This window comes from Hymenobacter sp. BRD67 (assembly GCF_013256425.1).
Classification (GTDB): Bacteria; Bacteroidota; Bacteroidia; order Cytophagales; family Hymenobacteraceae; genus Hymenobacter.
In genome coordinates this window covers 2,512,172-2,530,537 of sequence record NZ_CP053904.1, presented here as the reverse complement: position 1 = coordinate 2,530,537, position 18,366 = coordinate 2,512,172, and the positions used below count along the sequence as shown (strand labels likewise).

15 protein-coding genes and 2 tRNA genes are annotated in these 18,366 nt (G+C 57.9%); 9 read left to right on the top strand and 8 right to left on the bottom strand.

Annotated features, from left to right (window positions below; translation table 11 throughout):
• Positions 1 to 52 precede the first annotated feature (52 nt).
• Together GKZ67_RS11785 and GKZ67_RS11780 are read right to left on the bottom strand one after the other, a co-directional pair.
• Positions 53 to 2,683: an ATP-dependent Clp protease ATP-binding subunit gene (locus GKZ67_RS11785; protein ID WP_151089205.1), complete on the bottom strand. Its 2,631-nt coding sequence runs from the start codon at positions 2,681 to 2,683 to the stop codon at positions 53 to 55.
• A 154-nt stretch (positions 2,684 to 2,837) separates the two neighbouring features.
• A complete protein-coding gene (locus GKZ67_RS11780) occupies positions 2,838 to 3,461 on the bottom strand; it encodes a WbqC family protein (protein ID WP_173246727.1) in 624 nt (207 codons plus the stop codon).
• Between the two features lie 66 nt (positions 3,462 to 3,527).
• Between GKZ67_RS11780 and GKZ67_RS11775 the strand changes: the two genes are divergently transcribed.
• Together GKZ67_RS11775 and GKZ67_RS11770 are read left to right on the top strand one after the other, a co-directional pair.
• The gene (locus tag GKZ67_RS11775) at positions 3,528 to 4,403 is read left to right on the top strand and encodes a hypothetical protein (RefSeq protein ID WP_173242532.1); all 876 of its coding nucleotides are present in this window, start codon (positions 3,528 to 3,530) and stop codon (positions 4,401 to 4,403) included.
• A complete protein-coding gene (locus GKZ67_RS11770) occupies positions 4,400 to 5,320 on the top strand; it encodes a lysophospholipid acyltransferase family protein (RefSeq protein ID WP_254244778.1) in 921 nt (306 codons plus the stop codon). Before GKZ67_RS11775 ends, GKZ67_RS11770 begins: the two co-directional genes overlap by 4 nt.
• Positions 5,321 to 5,397: 77 nt before the next feature.
• Here GKZ67_RS11770 and GKZ67_RS11765 read toward each other — a convergent pair whose 3' ends face one another.
• Positions 5,398 to 5,961: an L-threonylcarbamoyladenylate synthase gene (locus tag GKZ67_RS11765; protein WP_317172137.1), complete on the bottom strand. Its 564-nt coding sequence runs from the start codon at positions 5,959 to 5,961 to the stop codon at positions 5,398 to 5,400.
• A gap of 268 nt (positions 5,962 to 6,229) precedes the next feature.
• Here GKZ67_RS11765 and mltG point away from each other — a divergent pair, with 268 nt between their 5' ends.
• The 5 genes from mltG (at position 6,230) to GKZ67_RS11740 (ending at position 9,377) form a co-directional block, all read left to right on the top strand.
• Positions 6,230 to 7,318, top strand: coding sequence for an endolytic transglycosylase MltG (gene mltG, locus GKZ67_RS11760; protein WP_173242530.1), 1,089 nt, complete (start codon positions 6,230 to 6,232; stop codon positions 7,316 to 7,318).
• 141 nt (positions 7,319 to 7,459) lie between these two features.
• On the top strand, positions 7,460 to 7,948 hold the full coding sequence (locus GKZ67_RS11755; RefSeq protein ID WP_173242528.1) for an acyl-CoA thioesterase: 489 nt from the start codon (positions 7,460 to 7,462) through the stop codon (positions 7,946 to 7,948).
• 239 nt (positions 7,949 to 8,187) lie between these two features.
• Positions 8,188 to 9,021, top strand: coding sequence for a YihY/virulence factor BrkB family protein (locus GKZ67_RS11750; protein WP_254244777.1), 834 nt, complete (start codon positions 8,188 to 8,190; stop codon positions 9,019 to 9,021).
• A gap of 109 nt (positions 9,022 to 9,130) precedes the next feature.
• A tRNA-Ser gene (locus GKZ67_RS11745) sits at positions 9,131 to 9,217 on the top strand.
• A gap of 75 nt (positions 9,218 to 9,292) precedes the next feature.
• Positions 9,293 to 9,377, top strand: a tRNA-Ser gene (locus GKZ67_RS11740).
• Between the two features lie 77 nt (positions 9,378 to 9,454).
• On the opposite strand, the gene GKZ67_RS11735 is transcribed toward GKZ67_RS11740, so the two are convergent.
• A complete protein-coding gene (locus GKZ67_RS11735; RefSeq protein ID WP_173242526.1) occupies positions 9,455 to 11,569 on the bottom strand; it encodes a glycoside hydrolase family 97 protein in 2,115 nt (704 codons plus the stop codon).
• Positions 11,570 to 12,164: 595 nt separating this feature from the next.
• On the opposite strand from GKZ67_RS11735, the gene GKZ67_RS11730 reads away from it, so the two are divergent.
• Complete coding sequence (locus GKZ67_RS11730) at positions 12,165 to 13,247, top strand: ATP-binding protein (RefSeq protein ID WP_173242524.1); 1,083 nt, start codon at positions 12,165 to 12,167, stop codon at positions 13,245 to 13,247.
• 109 nt (positions 13,248 to 13,356) lie between these two features.
• Here the strand turns inward: GKZ67_RS11730 and GKZ67_RS24660 are convergent, their stop codons facing one another.
• Positions 13,357 to 13,851 (bottom strand): alpha/beta hydrolase family protein, encoded by a 495-nt coding sequence (locus tag GKZ67_RS24660; protein WP_317172303.1) that lies wholly within the window; start codon positions 13,849 to 13,851, stop codon positions 13,357 to 13,359.
• 2 nt (positions 13,852 to 13,853) lie between these two features.
• The gene (locus tag GKZ67_RS11725) at positions 13,854 to 15,527 is read right to left on the bottom strand and encodes a DPP IV N-terminal domain-containing protein (protein ID WP_317172136.1); all 1,674 of its coding nucleotides are present in this window, start codon (positions 15,525 to 15,527) and stop codon (positions 13,854 to 13,856) included.
• A 245-nt stretch (positions 15,528 to 15,772) separates the two neighbouring features.
• Here GKZ67_RS11725 and GKZ67_RS11720 point away from each other — a divergent pair, with 245 nt between their 5' ends.
• A complete protein-coding gene (locus GKZ67_RS11720; RefSeq protein WP_254244776.1) occupies positions 15,773 to 16,576 on the top strand; it encodes a hypothetical protein in 804 nt (267 codons plus the stop codon).
• Positions 16,577 to 16,719: 143 nt separating this feature from the next.
• On the opposite strand, the gene trpS is transcribed toward GKZ67_RS11720, so the two are convergent.
• Together trpS and GKZ67_RS11710 are read right to left on the bottom strand one after the other, a co-directional pair.
• Positions 16,720 to 17,694 carry a tryptophan--tRNA ligase gene (trpS, locus tag GKZ67_RS11715; RefSeq protein ID WP_173242522.1) on the bottom strand — a complete coding sequence of 325 codons (975 nt, stop codon included), beginning with the start codon at positions 17,692 to 17,694 and terminating at the stop codon, positions 16,720 to 16,722.
• A 9-nt stretch (positions 17,695 to 17,703) separates the two neighbouring features.
• Positions 17,704 to 18,357 carry a hypothetical protein gene (locus GKZ67_RS11710; RefSeq protein ID WP_173242520.1) on the bottom strand — a complete coding sequence of 218 codons (654 nt, stop codon included), beginning with the start codon at positions 18,355 to 18,357 and terminating at the stop codon, positions 17,704 to 17,706.
• Between the last annotated feature and the right edge of the window lie 9 nt (positions 18,358 to 18,366).

The window sequence follows — 18,366 nt, the reverse complement described above, 5'->3', positions numbered from 1 at the left end:
TAAAAAGGCCGGTTCCGCACTGCGGAACCGGCCTTTTCATAACCTGATAACTCTACTTCGACTCGCCCGCTTCGGGCTCCGAGGGCGCTTCCGCCGGCCGCTCGTCGCTGGCCAGGTTGGGCGCTTCGTCGCTTTTGGCGATGCTGAAGGTTAGCTCCTCCTTGCCTTCTTCGAAGTCGGCGGTAATAATATCGCCGTGAAGCAGCTGAGCCTTCAGGATTTCCTCAGCAATCGGGTCTTCGATGTACTTCTGGATGGCTCGGTTGAGCGGACGGGCGCCATACTTGGGGTCATAGCCTTTGTCGGCCACAAAGTCCTTGGCTTTCTCCGTCAGCTCCACCTTATAGCCGAGCGCCAGCACGCGGCTCAGCAGCTTGGCCAGGCTGATATCGATAATCTTATGGATATCTTTCTTCTCCAGCGAGTTGAAGACAATCACATCGTCCAGGCGGTTGAGAAACTCGGGCGAGAAGGTCTTCTTAAGGGCATTGGTAATGGTGCCCTTGGTCAGCTCGTCCATGTTCTCGTTGCGCGCCTTCGTGCCGAAGCCGATGCCCGCGCCGAAGTCGGCTAAGTCACGCGCCCCGATGTTCGAGGTCATGATAATGATGGTGTTGCGGAAGTCCACCTTGCGGCCCAGGCCGTCGGTCAGAATACCATCGTCCAGCACTTGCAGCAGCAGGTTGTACACATCGGGATGCGCCTTCTCAATCTCGTCGAGCAGGATAACCGAGTACGGCTTGCGGCGGATTTTCTCCGTCAGCTGGCCGCCCTCTTCGTAGCCCACGTAGCCGGGAGGCGCGCCCACCAGGCGTGATACGCTGAATTTCTCCATATACTCCGACATATCCACCCGCACCAGGGCGTCTTCCTTGTCGAAGAGGTAGGTAGCCAGTACTTTAGCCAGCTCCGTTTTACCCACGCCGGTCGGGCCGAGGAATACGAATGAGCCAATCGGTTTCTTCGGGTCTTTCAAGCCCACGCGGGTGCGCTGAATAGCCTTTACCAACTGCTTGATAGCCTTATCCTGGCCAATTACTTTGCCTTGCAGCTCCTCACCCATGTTGAGCAGCTTCTGGCTTTCGTTCTGGGCCACGCGGTTCACCGGAATGCCGGTCATCATGGCGATTACCTCGGCTACGTTTTCCTCTTTTACCGTGTAGCGCTTCTTCTTGGTTTCGTCTTCCCAGTTCTTTTTGGCCGATTCGAGCTGCTCCAGGAGTTTCTTTTCGGTGTCGCGCAGCTTGGCAGCTTCCTCGTACTTCTGAGACTTAACGACGCGGTTTTTCTCCGTCTTGATGTTCTCAATCTGCTCTTCGAGCTTGAGAATATCTTCAGGAACCACTATATTGTTAATGTGCACCCGAGCACCCGCCTCGTCGAGAATGTCGATGGCTTTGTCGGGCAGAAAACGGTCGCTCATGTAGCGGTCGCTCAGCTTCACGCACTGCTCAATGGCCTTATCGGTGTACACCACATGGTGGTGGTCCTGATACTTGTCCTTGATATTGTGCAGAATCTCAATGGTTTCCTCGGGCGTAGTAGGGTCTACCATTACCATCTGGAAGCGACGAGCCAGCGCGCCATCCTTCTCGATGTACTGGCGATACTCATCAAGCGTAGTAGCGCCGATGCACTGAATCTCCCCACGGGCCAGCGCCGGCTTGAACATGTTCGACGCATCGAGCGAGCCCGAAGCGCCGCCGGCACCCACAATCGTGTGCAGCTCATCGATAAAAAGAATCACGTCGGGCGACTTCTCCAGCTCGTTCATCACGGCTTTCATGCGCTCCTCAAACTGGCCCCGGTACTTGGTGCCGGCCACCAGCGAAGCCAGGTCCAGGGTTACCACGCGCTTATTGAACAGCACGCGGCTTACTTTTTTCTGGATGATGCGTAGGGCCAGGCCCTCGGCGATGGCCGTTTTGCCCACGCCCGGCTCACCGATGAGAATCGGGTTGTTCTTTTTGCGGCGGCTCAATACCTGAGCCACGCGCTCAATCTCTTTTTCACGGCCCACGATGGGGTCGAGCTTGTCTTCCTCGGCCAGCTTGGTAAGGTCGCGGCCGAAGTTATCGAGCACGGGAGTGCGCGATTTTTCCCCGGCCCGCTTAGCCCCGGCACCAGCGGCACCGCCCTGGGCCCCCTGGCCGCGGCCGGCTCCTCCCTGGCCCTGGCCAAAGAGGCGGTCATCATCGTCGTCAGCCTCCGGGCCGGCTTTGGGGCCAGTCGGGTTCGGAGCTGCGCCGTGGTAGTCGAGCGAGTCGCGCACGGTTTCGTAATTCACGTTGAACTTGGAAAGGATTTGAGAAGAAATATTGTCCTCATCGCGTAAAATCGAGAGGAGCAGGTGCTCGGTACCAATGATTTCCGACTTGAAAATCTTGGCTTCGAGGTAGGTGATTTTCAGCACCTTCTCGGTTTGCTTCGTGAGCGGAATCGAGCCCGTGATGCTGGTGCCCTGGGTGGAGGCCGTGTTGCGCGTGGCTTGCTCGAGGGCAAACTTCAGCTCGTCGGTGGCCACGCCCAGCTTTTTGAGCAAGCCGAGGGCAGTGCCTTCGCCCTCGCGAATCATGCCCAGCAGCAGGTGCTCGGTGCCGATATAGTCGTGGCCGAGCCGGATGGCCTCCTCCCGGCTCAAGGAAATAACCTCCTTGACGCGGTTTGAAAATTTAGCTTCCATGCAAGCAAGATAGAAATAAGACGCAGATAGTAGCTGTACCGAAACCGGCCTGAATAGTTGCGCTACACCGATACGTAAAGGAAAGCGGAATATGTGAAAAACAAGCGCCTGCGGACGAAGGTTCGGCCAGATTAAAATTCGCTAACCGCCTGTTCTATAAAAACTGTCCGGCGGCTGGCCCTTGCATAAACAATAAATCCAACACGCTAAGGCCTGGTACAAATGCGGTACCAAATACCTGCGGATACGGCCGGTGCGACGGACTGTCAGGTGCCGGCCCGGCCGGGGTATTTTTAGGTGTCAGGAAGTCGCGTCGGTCGAGCAGAGTAGGCGTGGTGCCCGGCGCCCGGTATTCAGTGGTAAGCTCGATAGGCAGCGGCCAGCGCAGGCAGCGCAGTAATAGGTGCAAAAAAGCCAGGTTCAGGTCCCAGAGCCGGCCGGGCTTCCGGGTATAAATATCCTGCAAGTAATCGGCGTAGTACCCAAAATACGGCGAAGCGCCGTAAGCGGTTTGCAGCGTCCGAAAGTGCCGGTGCATCCAGTTCTGGCGGTAGTCGATTTCAATTTCGCTGGTGCGGATTTTCTCCGAGCGGGCACCGTCCAGTACCGGCACCGTAAGGGCCTGCGGGCCCTGCGCCGTAAGGATAAGGGTGCGGTTACGATAGGTCTGCTTGTGGTAGTGCTCATGGGCATCGAGCAGCAGCGTTTCGGCGCTTAGCAATTGCTGGAAATAGGTAATGGACGGCAGGTAGTGCAGCTCGGTGAGGACAACGGACATGGCCGCAAGGTAGCCGACCGGCGCGGTAATGGCCCTGACGTGAGCTTGTGCCTTATTTTTGCTTTTATGCGCGTTCTCTCCCTTTCTCTGTCGATAGCGTTGGCCGCTGTTAGCAACGTCCAAGCTGGGCCCCCGCAGCTTATCCTGCAGGTAGCCAGGTTCCGTAACCTCGACCAGGTGCAGAGGGGTGGCGAAGTGGAGATTTCCGTGACGGTGCCCACCCAGCCGCTCACCTACCGGCAGCGGGCGCCCAAATCGTTTCAGTCATCGGCCGTGGTCGAGCTGACTATTCTCAAAGCCGATGGCACCGCCGCCTGGCAGGAAAGCGTGACGCTGAAGCCGCCCGTGCTCAGCGACACCACGATTGCCATTAAAAATCCGCTCAGCTTTTTGAAGCGCGTAACCCTGCCCGACGGTACCTACACGCTGCGCGGGCGCATCCGCGACCAGTACCGCAGCGCCAACGGCGAAACTACCGTGGAGCTGCCGCTGGTGGTGGCCGAGTCGAAAACGCCGGCGTTCAGCGACTTGGTTTTCCTGGCGCGGCCCGCCGCCAAAGCCAGCGCCGAGAGTGTCTTCAACCGCGGCGGCTACCTGCTGACGCGGGCCGCCGGCGGCTACTACGGCCGGGGCGCCGACAATGTCTTCTTTTACACTGAGCTGAACCAGGTGCCGGCCGGCCGCTCAGTGCGCCTGCACTACCACCTGGCCGCACCCGACGGCACTGCCGCCGATGCCGACGCGCCGCTCGTTACGGCCCAGGCGGGCCGGTCCACGGCCGTAGTGGGGCAGCTGCCGCTGGGTCCTATTCCGGCCGGGCCTTTTACGCTGACCATTGAAGCCCGCGACGCCGCCACCAAAAAAGTACTGGCTACCCAAAGCCAAAGCGGCCAGCGCAGCCTCACCGACTACGCGCCGGCCGGCGCGGCCGTGCCCCGATGAGTGCGCGCCCGGCTGTGCCGTGGTATTACCGCCCGCTTAGCTGGCCGCTGCTGGCCCTGGCTTACCTGCCGCTGTTTGTGCTTTACGGAATAGCTGGCTTTATCTATTTGCTGCTCAGCTATGTGGTGCGCTACCGCTGGGGCGTGATGCTGGCAAATCTGCGCAATTCTTTCCCCGAGAAGAATGAAGCCGAGGTTCGCCGTATCGGCCGGCAGTTTTACTGGCATTTTGCCCAGGTTATCGTCGAGATTCTAAAGCTCGGCGCCATATCCCCAGCCGAGCTGCGGCGGCGGATGCGCTTCGTCAACCCCGAATTAATGACTAGGCACTTTGCCGAAAGCCGCACGGTGCTTTCGCTGGGCTCGCACCGTGGCAACTGGGAGTGGATACTCTCGGGCGCCGCCCTCGAATTTCCGGGCCGGGCAGCGGGCGTTTATAAGCCGCTGAAAAACGAGTTTTTTGAATATTTCATACGCCGCCTGCGCACCCGCCTGGGAGCCGACGCCGTGCCCATGCTGGCTACGCTGCGGTATCTGGTGCAGCACCGCGGCGAGGGCCGCACCCTGAGCCTGCTCAGCGACCAGGCCGCCGGCAAAGACGACCGCCCGTACTGGACTACCTTTCTGCACCAGGACGCGGGCTTTTATACCAGCGCCGACCGACTGGCTCAGCAGCTCGACTGCGCAGTGCTGTACGTGGGTATCCGGCGTGTGCGGCGCGGCTACTACGAAGTGAGATTCACGGAGTTACCCGACGGGCGGGCTGTGGCCGCCGGAGCCGGCTCACCAGATGAAGCCCGGCGCTATCCGGTTACCGAAGCCTTTATCCGGCAGCTGGAGGCCGATATCCGGGCCACGCCCGAGCAATACCTCTGGACGCACCGCCGCTGGAAGCACAGGCGGCCGGCCAGCCAGTAAAGTCATAGGCATAAGAAAAGGGAACGCCATGCTGAGCTTGTCTAAGCATGGCGTTCCCTTTTCTTCTTGCGCTAGCCTTACAAAAACTGCTCGATATCGCCCAGGCCCTGGCGCACCAGCTCGAAGTCGTCGTTGGTACAGTCGACGATGGTGCTGGGCTCGTTGCCGCCAAAGCCGCCGTCGATGACGAGGTCCACGAGTGAGCGGTACTTTTCAAAAATCAGGTCGGGGTCGGTCACGTACTCCTCCAGCGTCTCCTCGCTCTCACGCACCGAGGTGCTCACGATGGGCGTGCCGAACTCCTTCACAATCTGGCGCACAATCTGGTTGTCGGGCACCCGAATGCCAACCGTGCTGCGCTTCACGCCGCCGTAGCGCGGAGCGTTGGGGCTGGCTTCGAAGATAAAGGTAAACGGCCCGGGCAGCGCCTTCTTAATTACCTTGAACACCGGCGTAGTAATGCCGTGCGCATAATCGCTGATGTGCGACAAATCGTGGCAGATAAAGCTCAGGTTGGCCTTCTCCGGCTTCAAGCCTTTGATACGGCAGAGCTTTTCAACGGCTTTTGCGTTATTGATATCGCAGCCAATGCCATAAACCGTATCGGTAGGGTAAATAATAAGCCCACCTTTACGCAGCACGTCAACTACTTGCAGAATACGGTTCTGGGCGGGTTATCGGGGTGGATGCGGAGCAGGGTAGCGGCCATAGGGCAGAAAAAAGGATAATAATTACAAAGTAAGCCAGCAGTAGTGGCCCGTTGGGGCGCGAAAGGTACTACGGCGAGCGGTTTTGCAGGTCAACTGACCATAAAAGGACTGGGTATAAGTGAAAGCACCCCTGGTTGTTTGTGTTGCCCGCGCCGACAGCGCTGGCTGGGGTTATTTTTGGGCGATTATTCTCTGTTCTATGACCGAACCTGTCAAAAAGTCCGCTATTCAGTACCGGGCCGACTCCATCAAGCGCCGCAACCGCTTTGCCACCGTAAGCGTGATTCTGAGCCTGATACTGGTGTGCTTCTCCTATTACTTTTTTCAAATATTCTATACAACGAATATTGATACTAAAGATTTGCCGGCCTTCGTCTATATTCACCGGGGCGATAACTGGCAAAAGGCCCTGGTAGCGGCCGAGAATACCGGCGCGGTTATCGACAAGCTCTCCCTGCACTTTGTGGGCAAATTGATGGGCTACAACAAGCCCGGCGCCGTAAAGCCCGGCCGCTACGAGCTGAAAACCGGCATGACCAACCGCCAGGTAATCAACCTGCTGAAGTCGGGCCGCCAGACGCCGCTCAAGCTCACCTTCACCAACGTGCGCCTGCGCCGCGAGCTGGCCAGCAAGCTCAGCAAGCAGATTGACGCCAAGCCCAAGCAGATTGACTCACTGCTGAGCAGCCCCAGCTACACCCGCAGCCTGGGTTTCGACACCACTACGGTGCTCTCCATGTTTATTCCGAATACCTACGAGCTGTACTGGAATACTTCGGCCCAGAACCTCATGCAGCGCATGAAAAGCGAGTACGAGAAGTTCTGGACGCCCGAGCGCGACGAAGCCCGCCATAAGCTGGGCCTCACCCGCGTGCAGGTGAGCACCCTGGCCAGCATCGTGGAAGCCGAGCAGCAGCAGCACGCCGACGAGCGCCCCCGCATCGCCGGGGTGTATCTCAACCGCCTCAAGCGTGGCATGAAGCTCCAGGCCGACCCCACTGTGGTATACGCCAACGGCGATTTCGGCATCAAGCGCGTGCTCAATGTGCACCTGCAAAAAGACTCGCCCTACAACACCTATAAGTATGCCGGCCTGCCGCCCGGTCCCATCGACCTGCCCAGCATCGCCAGCCTCAACGCCGTGCTGCACCCCGAGCAGAACGACTACCTCTACTTCTGCGCCAAGGACGACTTCAGCGGCTACCACGCCTTCGCTACCACCCAGGCCCAGCACCTCGTGAACGCCCGCCGCTACCAGGCCGCGCTGACGCGGGTGGGCATTCGGTAGCTCTAGCCAGCATTTTCCCTCACACCTGTCATGCTGACGAAGGAAGCATCTTATCAGGACAGAACAGCCATAATGCAAACCTGACAATATGCTTCGCAAGCTCAGCATGACAGCCGTTTTATAAGTAATTTTCAGGTTGCTATGTACCAGTCCGACATCCAAATCCGCGTGCGCTACGCCGAAACCGACCAGATGGGCTACGTCTATCACGGCAACTACGCGGCATACTTTGAGGTGGCCCGTACCGAGTCGTTCCGGCAGCTGGGCATTCGCTACAAGGATTTGGAAGGGCAGGGGGTAGGCATGCCGGTGGGCGAGCTGCACACCCGCTTTCGCCGCCCCGCCCGCTACGACGACCTGCTGACTATCCGGGTGCTGCTGCGCGAGCTGGCCGAAGGCTCACGGGTGAAATTCGAGTATGAGATTCGCAACGAAACCGGCGAGTTGCTTACCGAAGGCTATACCCTGATGGTTTTCGTGAGCACGGCTACCGGCCGGCCGGTGGCTATCCCGACCAGCGTGCGCGAAAAGCTGGCGCCGTACTTTGCCAACGACGAGCCCGACAGCCCCGTCGGCCCGGTGCGCGCCACGCCGGCCGACGCGCCGGCCCCGGCAGCGTTTGGTAAGTAAGTTTTTTTAACGTGAAAATGCGTTGGATATGGAAATGTGAAAATGAGCAAACCTGCTCGGATTTCTCGTCTATCTTTCATATTTCCACATTCAACACATTCTCACATCACCAACATGCACGCTCCACCCGCCCGCCGTCGCGATATGCTGCCCGATGTGCGCCGTCACCGCGCCTACCGCACGGTGATGGCCTGGGGCAAGCGTCAACGGATGCGTGGGGCCGCGTCTCGCTCTACGACGTGGGCGACCGCGTGCTGCACGAGCTGCGCCTCGACTCGCTTGAAAAGCGCGCGGCCTATATGGCCTTCAACCTAACGCTGGCGCTGTTTCCGACCATTATTTTTCTGTTTACGCTCATCCCCTACATCCCGGTGCCCAACCTGGATGTGGATATTCTGCAGTTTCTGGCCGACATCATGCCCCACGAGTTGTACGCGGCCACGGCGGGCACCATCGAGGACATTGTGCGCATCCCGCACGGCGGCCTGCTCTCGTTCGGGTTCGTGTCGGCGCTGGTGCTGTCGAGCAACGGCATTATGGCCCTGCTCGACGCTTTCGAGAAGAAGTACCCGTGGTTTAAGCACCGGGGGTATTTTCATAAGCGCGCCATTGCTACCGTGCTGACTTTTGCGTTGGCTTTGATTCTGGTAATCGCCATCGCGGGTATCTTTTTTGGCACTTTCATCATCGACGCGCTGGTCTTTTATGAAATTGTGCCCGAAAGCTCTACCGAGTTTATGATTATGGTGCTGCGCTACGGCTCACTTATCGGGCTGTTTCTCACCACTACCTGCGTTATCTATTACTTCGTGCCGCCGGTGCACGATAAATGGCCTTTTATCTCGACGGGCGCGGTGGTGGCTACGCTGCTCATCTTTCTTGTCTCGTTTCTATTCACGCTCTACGTGCGCATCTTCAACTCCTACAACCACTTTTACGGCTCTATTGGCGCGCTGGTGGGCTTTATGGTCTGGCTGGAGTTTGTGTGTATGACGCTCATCATTGGCTTTGAGGTGAACGTAAGCATCGACGCCGTAACGGGCCGGCTGAATTTGATAGCCAATGACAAGTGATTAGAGACTAATTAGTTAAAATAAAGTAGAAAAAAATTAGTCGCTAGTCATTGGTCATTAGTCATTAGCTACCTACTTTTGCAGCCCCAACCACTCAATTGGGACCTTTAGAGAGGTGGCAGAGTGGTCGAATGCGACGGATTCGAAATCCGTTATACCGGCAACGGTATCGGGGGTTCGAATCCCCCCCTCTCTGCGAAATGGTGAAATAGTGCCTTGGCAAAGTAGCTTCCACGCTTTGCCAGGTTGCCGTTTTACCATTTTATTTACTAGAGAAGTGGCAGAGTGGTCGATTGCGGCGGTCTTGAAAACCGCTGACTGTAACAGGTCCGGGGGTTCGAATCCCTCCTTCTCTGCAAAAAGCCCCGTTTCCGACCTGGAAACGGGGCTTTTGCTTTTTTAAATTCTTGCTGCCCTTAGCGCAGTGCCGAAATTACTTGCCGGCCAGTGGCTTAAAGCTTACTGCCGCGCCGCCGCTGGGGGCCAGCTTCAGCGTCAGAGCCGACTTGCTGGTTACGACCTGCCGGGTAATCTGGTAAGCCGTCGGGTTCTGCTGCCAATCGGCTCCTTTGCCGTCGGCATAGATTGTGGCCTCGTAGCGCTGCCCGGGCGTGAGAAAGTCCAGCTTCACGGGTTGCGTACGGGCCTGCTCATCCGTGATGCTGCCCAGGTACCACTCATCTTTCCCCTTGGCTTTGCGGGCCGTGGTAATGTAGTCGCCGGGCTCGGCGGCCAGCACGCGGGTATCATCCCAGTCTACGGGCACATCCTGAATAAACTGGAAAGCATCGAGGTGCTGCTCGTAGTTCTCGGGAAGGTCGGCCGCCATTTGTAAAGGGCTATATAGTACTACGTATAATGCCAGCTGTTTGGCCAGCGTAGTATGCACCTGGCGCTTGCCGGTCGGTTCGAAGTTTTTGAGTTTGAAAATGCCCGGCGTATAGTCCATTGGGCCACCCATAAAGCGGGTGAAGGGCATAATCGTCTCGTGTTCGGGCGGGCTGCCCGTGCTGAAGGCATTGTATTCGTTGCCGCGCCCGGCCTCGCTGGCCATCCAGTTGGGGTAGGTGCGGCTCAGGCCAGTCGGGCGCACCGACTCGTGCATGTCGACCATTACGTGGTGCCGGGCTGCCATCTCGGCCACCCGCACAAAATGATTGCTCATCCACTGCCCGTCGTGGTGCTCGCCGCGCGGGATAATGCGGCCTACGTAGCCGGTTTTCACGGCTGGGTAGCCATACTTGTTCATAAACTGGTAAGCCGTGTCGAGGTGCTGCTCATAGTTAGTAGCTGCGCCCGAGGTTTCGTTGTGCATTATCATTTTTACGCCCTTGCTGACGGCATACCGATGGATTTCCGACACGTTAAAATCCGGGTAGGGTGTCACGAAATCAAACACGTTTTCCTTCCAGTTGCCAAACCAGTCTTCCCATCCCACGTTCCAGCCCTCCACCAGCACGCCCGCCATGCCATGCTGCGCGGCAAAGTCGATGTAGCGCTTCACGTTGGCAGTATTGGCACCGTGGCGGCCGGTCGGAATGAGCCGGCCCTGCGGGTCGAGCGTGTCGGCGCTGGCGGCGTATTTCCAATCAGAGCGGCCGGTCTGCATCTCCCACCACACGCCCACAAACTTCATAGGTTTTATCCAGTCGGTAGTGGGTAGCTTGTTCGGTTCGTTCAGGTTGAGTATCAGCTTCGAGGCCAGAATGTCGGGCGCTTTGTCGCTGACGATAAGCGTGCGCCACGGCGTGCAGCTGGGCGCGTGCAAAAAGGCTTTGCCTCCCACGGCGCTGGGCACGAGGCGAGCCGTGAGCACGTGGCTGGCGCGGTCGACGTGCAGCTGCATGGCCGGGTAATTTACCTGCGCGGCCTCATGAATGTTGAGGTATAAGCCATTGTCGGCCTTGAGCATGAGCGGCGTAGCCACGGCCTGCGGGTCGGGAGCCACGCGCACGGCAATCTCGCCCGATGACCGCACCTGCGCCGAGTTGTCGACGGCACTCAGCCGCGAGTGCGTGTAGAGGTACTCGTTGGTATCGTAGTCGCCGGGTATCCAGAAAGCCTGGTGGTCGGCGGGCAGGGCAAACTCCGTCAGCTCGTCGCTGACCACGAAATTGCCCAGGGCCAGCTGGCGCGGAAACTCATACCGGAACCCCACGCCGTCGGCAAATACCCGGAATACTACGTCGAGCCGCCGGCCCGGCGCGGCGGGCTGGCGCAGGTGCACTGTGAGCTGCTGATAATGATTTCGAATGCTCTTGACCTCGCCCCACACCGGCTGCCAGGTTTCGTCCACGTCTTTCAGCTCGCTGCCCGTCAGCACCAGCGGCCCGGCAAATCCCTGGCCGTCTTCCAGGGCAATACCCAGCCGCGAGGTCGTTACTACTGGCTTCTGGTCATATGTTACAGCGTAGCCCGGCCGGCCGGCCGTGAGCGAAAACGTCAGCTTTACGCCGCCCAGGCTGGCCGTTAGGGGCGGGGCGGCGGGAGAAGACTGGGCCGCCGCCTGAAAAGCTGGCAGCAGCCACAGCAACAAATATTTTTTCATAGTATAATCGTCGATATACGCAGCGGAAGCCGGTCGGACCGGCCGGTGAGCAGGAGGCGGTACCGCAGCAAAGCGGCCTCGCAGCCATCCGCTGCTGCAAACGTACTGCCTGCCCAGAAACATCTGCGGCGCCGCCGCAGATGTTTCTGAAAGGGGAGGCGGGGCCGTGCTCAAACCCCGCTCGCAAGGAATCCTGATTTTTAGTACTTTCGGCCAGTGGTCTGCGCCGGTAGCTGTATGTGACGCGCAGGCTGGCAGCAGGCGACTCTTAAGTTGCTTGCAGCCAGGGAGCCGGCCCGACCATGGGACTGGCTGGTTGGCGCGCTTAGCAAAGAGCTTGCAAGGGCAGATTGCCTACCTGCGCTACTCATGAGTAGCTTTGGTAGCTAAAGCCTGCGTAAGCTTATGCGGGCCGGCAGGGAAGGTGCTGAAGGTCGGCCCGGCCGCAGGAAGTGGAAACGGCTCTTGGGGCACCGGCTAGCAGGCTGCCAGCTTTGGAGCCGGGTGTGCCAGCGTAGGCCTTTTTTCTCTTTGCGCCACTTTGCGCTCTCTTTGCTGCTACGTTACTTATTATACGGCTAAGCTTTCAGCAACTATGTCTTTCCCTACCGCTTTTATTACCAGCTTCCTGCAGCAGTCGCCGCAGGTTTTTTTTGTTTATGAGGTGCAGCCGCAGCGCGTTAGCTATGTGAGTGCTGCCTATGAGGAACTGCTGCAGGGCCACTGCGAGCGGGTAAACGAGGAGCTGCCGGGGCTATTGGCGCGTATCCATCCCGATGACTACGAGCATGCGCTGGATTGCTGGCACCGCTGGCGCGGGGGCCAGCTCCGGGAGCCGTTTGAGCTGCGGCTGCGCACCCCCGAAGGAGTGGTGCAGTATCTGAGTATCACGCCGCATTGGCTTGCCGGCCCCGATGGCGACCAGGTGGGCGGCTTGCTGGAAGATGTTTCGGCCACCAAGACTGCGCTTTGGCATGCCGATAAGTACAACACGAAAAAAAATACGACGCTGGAGATTCTGTCGCACGAGCTGGCTGGTCCGTTCAGCGTGCTTCAGCAAATGAGCGACTACTTTCACGAAGCAGTGGCGCCGCTGCAAGATGTAGCGCTGACAACCATGATTGACCACATGCGCGACTTATGCCGCGACAGCATAGGGTTGATTCGTGATTTCGTTGACCATGAGTTTCTCGATTCTGTGAACGTGGTGCTGCGGCGCGAGCGGATAGAGCTGGTCGAAAAGCTGCGCCTGCTCATTACGCAGTACCAAACTGGCAGCCGCTACACAGATAAGCATTTCGGGTTTGAGGCGGAAGGAGTGCCGATTTTTGTGGAGATGGACCAGAACAAGTTTATGCAGGCCATTAACAACCTGATGTCCAACGCTATTAAGTTTACGCCCGATGGCGGCACCATTACGCTGCGGGTGGTAGCAACTGCCAGCCACGCGCTGATAACCGTGGCCGATACCGGTATTGGTATTCCGGTAGCGTTGCAGGCGGGCTTGTTTGAAAAATTTACCAGAGCCCGCCGGCCGGGCCTGCGCGGCGAGCGCAGCACCGGGCTGGGTATGTCCATCATCAAGACCATTATTGAGCTGCACGAGGGAAGTATTACGTTTCAAAGTGCTGAGGGCAAGGGTACTACTTTCCTTATTGAGCTGCCACTGGCCGGTTAGTCCGTCGGGCGGCCGTTGCCTCGCGGGCTGCTGCTTAGCGTAGGCGCAAAAAGCCCCACCTCCGCATCGGAGGTGGGGCTTTTTAGTTAAGTGTCGGTTGAAACGGTCGTTACCGGCCACCGGGCGGGCAGTTTTCCTTTAAAAACTTAGTGTAGGTGCTGGCCAGGTGGCGGCTGGTGCCTTCGCCTTCCGAAATGCTGTGCGTGCGGTTGGGATAGCTCATCAGCTGGAAGGTTTTATTATTCTTCACCAGCTCATTAATCATCTGCTCGGCGTTGTTGTAGTGCACATTGTCGTCGCCGGTACCGTGCACGAGCAGCAGATTGCCGCGCAGGCCTTTGACGTGCGCCAGGGGCGAGTTATCCACGAAAAAGTGCCGGTCTTCCGGCAGTAGGCCCATGTAGCGCTCCTGGTATATATTGTCGTAGTTGAGCTGGTTGTCCACGGCCGCGATGGAAATACCCGTTTTATAAATATTCGGGTACTGGTACAGCAGGTTGAGCGTACTGGAGCCGCCGCCGCTCCAACCCCACACAGCTACGCGGCTGGTATCAATATAGCTGTTTTTTAATACTTCCTGCGCACCCATTGCCTGGTCGCGGATGTTCAGATTACCGATGTTGTGGTAAATAGCCTTGCGAAACTCGCGGCCGCGCGGGCGGGGGCTCCCCGGTTTTCGAGCGAGGCATAGATGTACCCATCATCAGCCATATTGCCCTGGTAGAGCCGGTTGAGGCCCGTCCCGAAGTGGTCGGTTACGGTCTGGCTGGCTGGCTCGCCATACACGTAGAACACGATAGGATATTTCTTGCTGGAGTCGAAGTTGGTAGGCTTCACCATCCAGCCGTCGAGGGTCACGCCATCCACGGTTTTTACCTGGAAAAACTCGGTTTTGGGCAGCTTCATATTCCTGGCCTGCTCGGGCACTTCGCCGCCGCTCAGCCGCGCGTGAGAGGGCAGACTCACCACGTCGGCCACCGGGAAGGTACCGGTGTTGGAGAAGGTATGCAGCGCAATTTTGCCGTTGGGCGACACGTCGTAGCTGTTCGAGCCGATGAGGGCGGCGGGGGTTACGCGCTCGGCCTTGCCGCCCTTCAGCGGCACTTTGTAAAGGTAGGTCTGGGTGGCATTGGAGGGCGAGGCCATGAAGTAAATGGTGCCCGCCGGCTCGCTGATGGTTGCTAAGCTGATAACGTCGTAGTTGCCGGGCGTGAGCAACTGCTCCTTGCCGGTGCGGTCCACGGCGTAGAGGTGGCGCCAACCGTCCTTTTCGCTGCTCCACACAAAGCGCTTGCCGCCCTCAATCCAGTTCCAGCCAATAGCTTCGTCCTTGGCATCAACCCAGGCCTTGTCGGTTTCGCTGAAAATCGACTTAGCCGTGCCGGTGGTCGTGTTGCAGAGAATAATACTACTCTCGTTCTGGCGGCGGTTGAGCTGCTGTACTATCAGCTCGTTTTTGCCCGACCACTCCATGCGCGGCAGGTAATGCTGCACGGCATCGCCGGGAATATCCATCCACCGGGTAGCCCCGCCGCCCACCGGCACCACGCCAATGCGGGCGCGGCTGGGGTCCTGGCCTACTACGGGGTATTCCACCGGCACCGTGTAGGGGTAAAGGGCGTCGGTAGTGTTCAGCATCAGGTAGTTGCGCGTTTTGGTAGCGTCTAGCTGCCAGTAGGCGAGGCTCTGGCCATCGGGGGCCCAGCGGAAGCCATCGCGGCAGTCCAGCTCCTCCTCATACACCCAGTCGAAGGTGCCGTTGATAAGTCGGTCGGTGCCATCGGTGGTAAGCTGGGTGATGCGGTGGTCAGCCAGGTTCTCTACGTACAGATTGTGCTCGCTCACGTAAGCCACTTTTTTGCCATCGGGCGAAAACTTGGCAAACATCAGCGACGACTCTGGCCGGCCCTTGCCAAGCTGCGTTAATTGCTTGGTGGCCAGGTCATACACCCAGTAGTCGCCACGGGTATCGTAGCGCCATACTTTCTTGGTATTGGTGTTGAGCAGCACCTGCTTGCCGTCATCGGAGAGCGAAAAGCGGCGCACTTTCAGCGGTGCCGTGGCGCCCTGCGGTGTAAGTTGCTGCTTGCTGAGGATAGTGAGCGCCTGACCGGTTTTGCGGGCATCGAGCTGCACCAGCTCGTCTTGCTGCACTTTCAGGTAGCCGTAGCCATCTTTGGTCCACTGGGTGCCGGGGCCTACTTGCGCCTGGGTGGCGGCGGTGCCGGCCAGGAGCAGGGCTACTGTCACGCCCGCCTGGCGGACTGTGTGCTGTATCATGCGTAAAGGGTAAAGGTTGAAGCGTTGAAATTACAGCAGCTGTGGCATAGCCTTTGGCTGCCGGGCTTCAAAGACGCACAAAGTTGCCCGAGGGCGGCCTGGCCAGCGGCTACTTCTTCCGGAGCCGGCTTTCCTGGTTGTTGCCGGAGCGTCGGGGCGGTGTTTTCACAACCACTGCCCGGTCTCTTTGCGTACCTATGCGGTGCGGCTCCTTTTTATCTTCTGCCGCCACTTACCCGGTTTATATGGCTAAATCTGCTGCTGCCACCGCAACTCCCGCCCTTGTCAGTCTGCCCCCTGCCCCCAAAAAAGCTCCCCGGCCTTCTAAAAAGACCGTTGCCCCGGCGAAGGTAGCCGAAGTTGCCCCTGCCTTACCCCCCGACCGCCTCAACCTCATTGCCGAGGGCCTGCGCGAAAAGTCGAGTGCCAAGCAGGCTATTTTTCGGGCCACGCAGGCGGCGTTTATCTTGCTGCGCCAGGTGTCGCAGCAGCTCTGCCTGGAGCTGACGCAGAAAGTGACCACCGATGCCGACGCCAGCGTGCGCATCGAGTGCCTGCCCGTCAATGAGATGGAGTTTCACATCCGCTTCTCGGGCGATTTGCTGGTGTTCGTGATGCACTCCAACATTGTCACCTTCCCCGACGATTTCGCGCTACTCAACACGCCCTACGTGGAGGCCGACTTCCGGCGGCGCTTCTTCGGCCACATTATGGCCTACAACTTCATGGCCGACAGCATTCGCTACCAGCGCCTCAATGACCCCGGCTACCTGCTCGGCCGCCTGCTCATCAATATCGACAGTCACTATTTCCTGGAGGGCGTGCAGCAGCTCGAGCTACCCGACCACGACATGAGCGGCAGTGTTATTACACCCGAAGCCATGCGCTTGTTTGTGGAAAGCGCTATGATTGCGGCCGTCAATAACGACCTCATTGCACCGCCGCTGCCCGAGATTCAGCGTATCAGCGTCAAGCAAAAGCTCGAAAACCAGCAGGTTAGCCGGGGTAGCAAGGTAGGCTTCAGCTTTTCGCACCAGCAGATTGTCTGAACCGCGGATGTATCGGAGTCGTCGGATTTTGAAGACGTTAAAAAAGGCCGCCTGGTAGGCGGCCTGTCTGAATAAAATTGCCTGTGACAAGAATAATCGGCCTCAAAATCAGATTAATCCGACGAATCCGATACATCCGCGGTTCAGGCACCATATCCCACCTTTTGTCGCACCTTAGCCAGTACGCTTGCTCCGTATTCCTGCGCCCGCCGGGCCCCGATGGCCAGCTGTGCATCAATCTCGGGCAGGTTGCTCATGTAGAAGTTGAACTGCTCGCGCTCGGTGGCGAAGCGCCGCAGAATCAGCTCGTACAGCGCCTGTTTGGCGTGGCCGTAGCCGTAGCCACCCGCCTCGTAGCGCTGGCGCAGTTCGGCCGTTTCAGACGGCGTGGCCAGCAGCGAGTAGAGCTTAAAAGTAGTATCGGAGTCGGGGTTTTTGGGCGCTTCGAGCGGCGTGCTGTCCGAGATGATGCTGCGCACGGTTTTAAGCAGCTCCTTCTCCGGGGCAAAAATGTCGATGATATTGCCGTAGCTCTTGCTCATCTTCTGCCCGTCGATGCCCGGAATGGTCATTAGCTCGGCATCGACGCGGGCCTGGGGCGGCACCAGGGTTTCACCATAACGATTATTGAATGTTTGGGCGATGTCGCGGGCTATTTCCAGGTGCTGAATCTGGTCTTTGCCCACGGGTACTATCTCCGCATCGTAGAGCAGAATATCAGCCGCCATCAAGACCGGGTAAGTAAAAAGACCGGCATTTACATCCGATAACTTATCACTCTTATCCTTGAAGCTGTGCGCATTAGCCAGCATCGGATAAGGTGTAAAGCACGACAGGTACCACGTCAGCTCCGTTACTTGCGGCACGTCGGACTGCCGGTAAAACAGGTTTTTTTCGGTATCGAAGCCGCAGGCCAGCCAGGCCGCCGCCACGGCGTAGGTATTGGCGCGCAGCAGCGCCGGGTCGCGCACGGTGGTGAGCGAGTGCAAATCGGCAATGAAATACAGCGAGTCGTTGGCCGGGTTTTTCGACAGCTCGATGGCCGGAAGGATGGCGCCGAGCAGGTTGCCCAGGTGTGGGCGGCCGGTGCTCTGGATGCCGGTAAGGATACGGGACATTAGAAGGAATTAATAGCCGCCAACTGGAAGAAAGGATTTTGTGTACGCCTGATTTGTATTAATAGCGCGGACGATATCTGGCAAGTCTTGTATATTGAATTTTTTATCTGATAATAAAGTAAGTAGGTCGGGTCTGTTTGCTAAGTAAGGCTGCAAGGCAGCTCGAAAGCGTGGGCCATTTCCGAGCAGTCCATCGGATGGCACAACGGTTACCTGTTGTGGCGACGCAGCTAATCGTAATAAGTAGAGCGAAGCCATGCCAGGACCTACGCCAGGCAGTAACATACCTGAACCGCCGATTACCATAAATTTCGCTTTGCTATAGTCGTAGCGGAGAAGCGTAACTTGCCCGCTGTCCACCAGTTCTGCGAAGCCATATCGTACGCGACTATCTGCGTTGCCCGGTTTCACCTCAAAATTATTGAGGGTGTAATAACGATGCCCTTTGCTCTGAAACCACGCAATGCTGCCCGCATGCAGGAAATGTTTCTTACCTGACAGTTCTTTAATAGCTATCTTATCACTTTCTACTAAATTAATTATGGCTGGATGCCGCGTAATGCTGTCAGCTAGCACGTAGCAATCTGATTTATGTTTAATGGGCTGTGCTACAGTCGTGTGTGCTAATGTCCAGCAAACGATAAACAAATAAAAAAAACGCATAAAAGAGAG

Coding starts and splice junctions, on each gene's coding strand:
- GKZ67_RS11735 (WP_173242526.1), bottom strand. CDS start 11,569: ATGAAAAAATATTTGTTGCTGTGGCTGCTGCCAGCTTTTCAGGCGGCG.
- GKZ67_RS11720 (WP_254244776.1), top strand. CDS start 15,773: ATGGCTAAATCTGCTGCTGCCACCGCAACTCCCGCCCTTGTCAGTCTG.
- GKZ67_RS11710 (WP_173242520.1), bottom strand. CDS start 18,357: ATGCGTTTTTTTTATTTGTTTATCGTTTGCTGGACATTAGCACACACG.
- GKZ67_RS11775 (WP_173242532.1), top strand. CDS start 3,528: ATGCGCGTTCTCTCCCTTTCTCTGTCGATAGCGTTGGCCGCTGTTAGC.
- GKZ67_RS11780 (WP_173246727.1), bottom strand. CDS start 3,461: ATGTCCGTTGTCCTCACCGAGCTGCACTACCTGCCGTCCATTACCTAT.
- GKZ67_RS11755 (WP_173242528.1), top strand. CDS start 7,460: ATGTACCAGTCCGACATCCAAATCCGCGTGCGCTACGCCGAAACCGAC.
- GKZ67_RS11730 (WP_173242524.1), top strand. CDS start 12,165: ATGTCTTTCCCTACCGCTTTTATTACCAGCTTCCTGCAGCAGTCGCCG.
- GKZ67_RS11770 (WP_254244778.1), top strand. CDS start 4,400: ATGAGTGCGCGCCCGGCTGTGCCGTGGTATTACCGCCCGCTTAGCTGG.
- trpS (WP_173242522.1), bottom strand. CDS start 17,694: ATGTCCCGTATCCTTACCGGCATCCAGAGCACCGGCCGCCCACACCTG.
- GKZ67_RS11725 (WP_317172136.1), bottom strand. CDS start 15,527: ATGATACAGCACACAGTCCGCCAGGCGGGCGTGACAGTAGCCCTGCTC.
- GKZ67_RS11785 (WP_151089205.1), bottom strand. CDS start 2,683: ATGGAAGCTAAATTTTCAAACCGCGTCAAGGAGGTTATTTCCTTGAGC.
- mltG (WP_173242530.1), top strand. CDS start 6,230: ATGACCGAACCTGTCAAAAAGTCCGCTATTCAGTACCGGGCCGACTCC.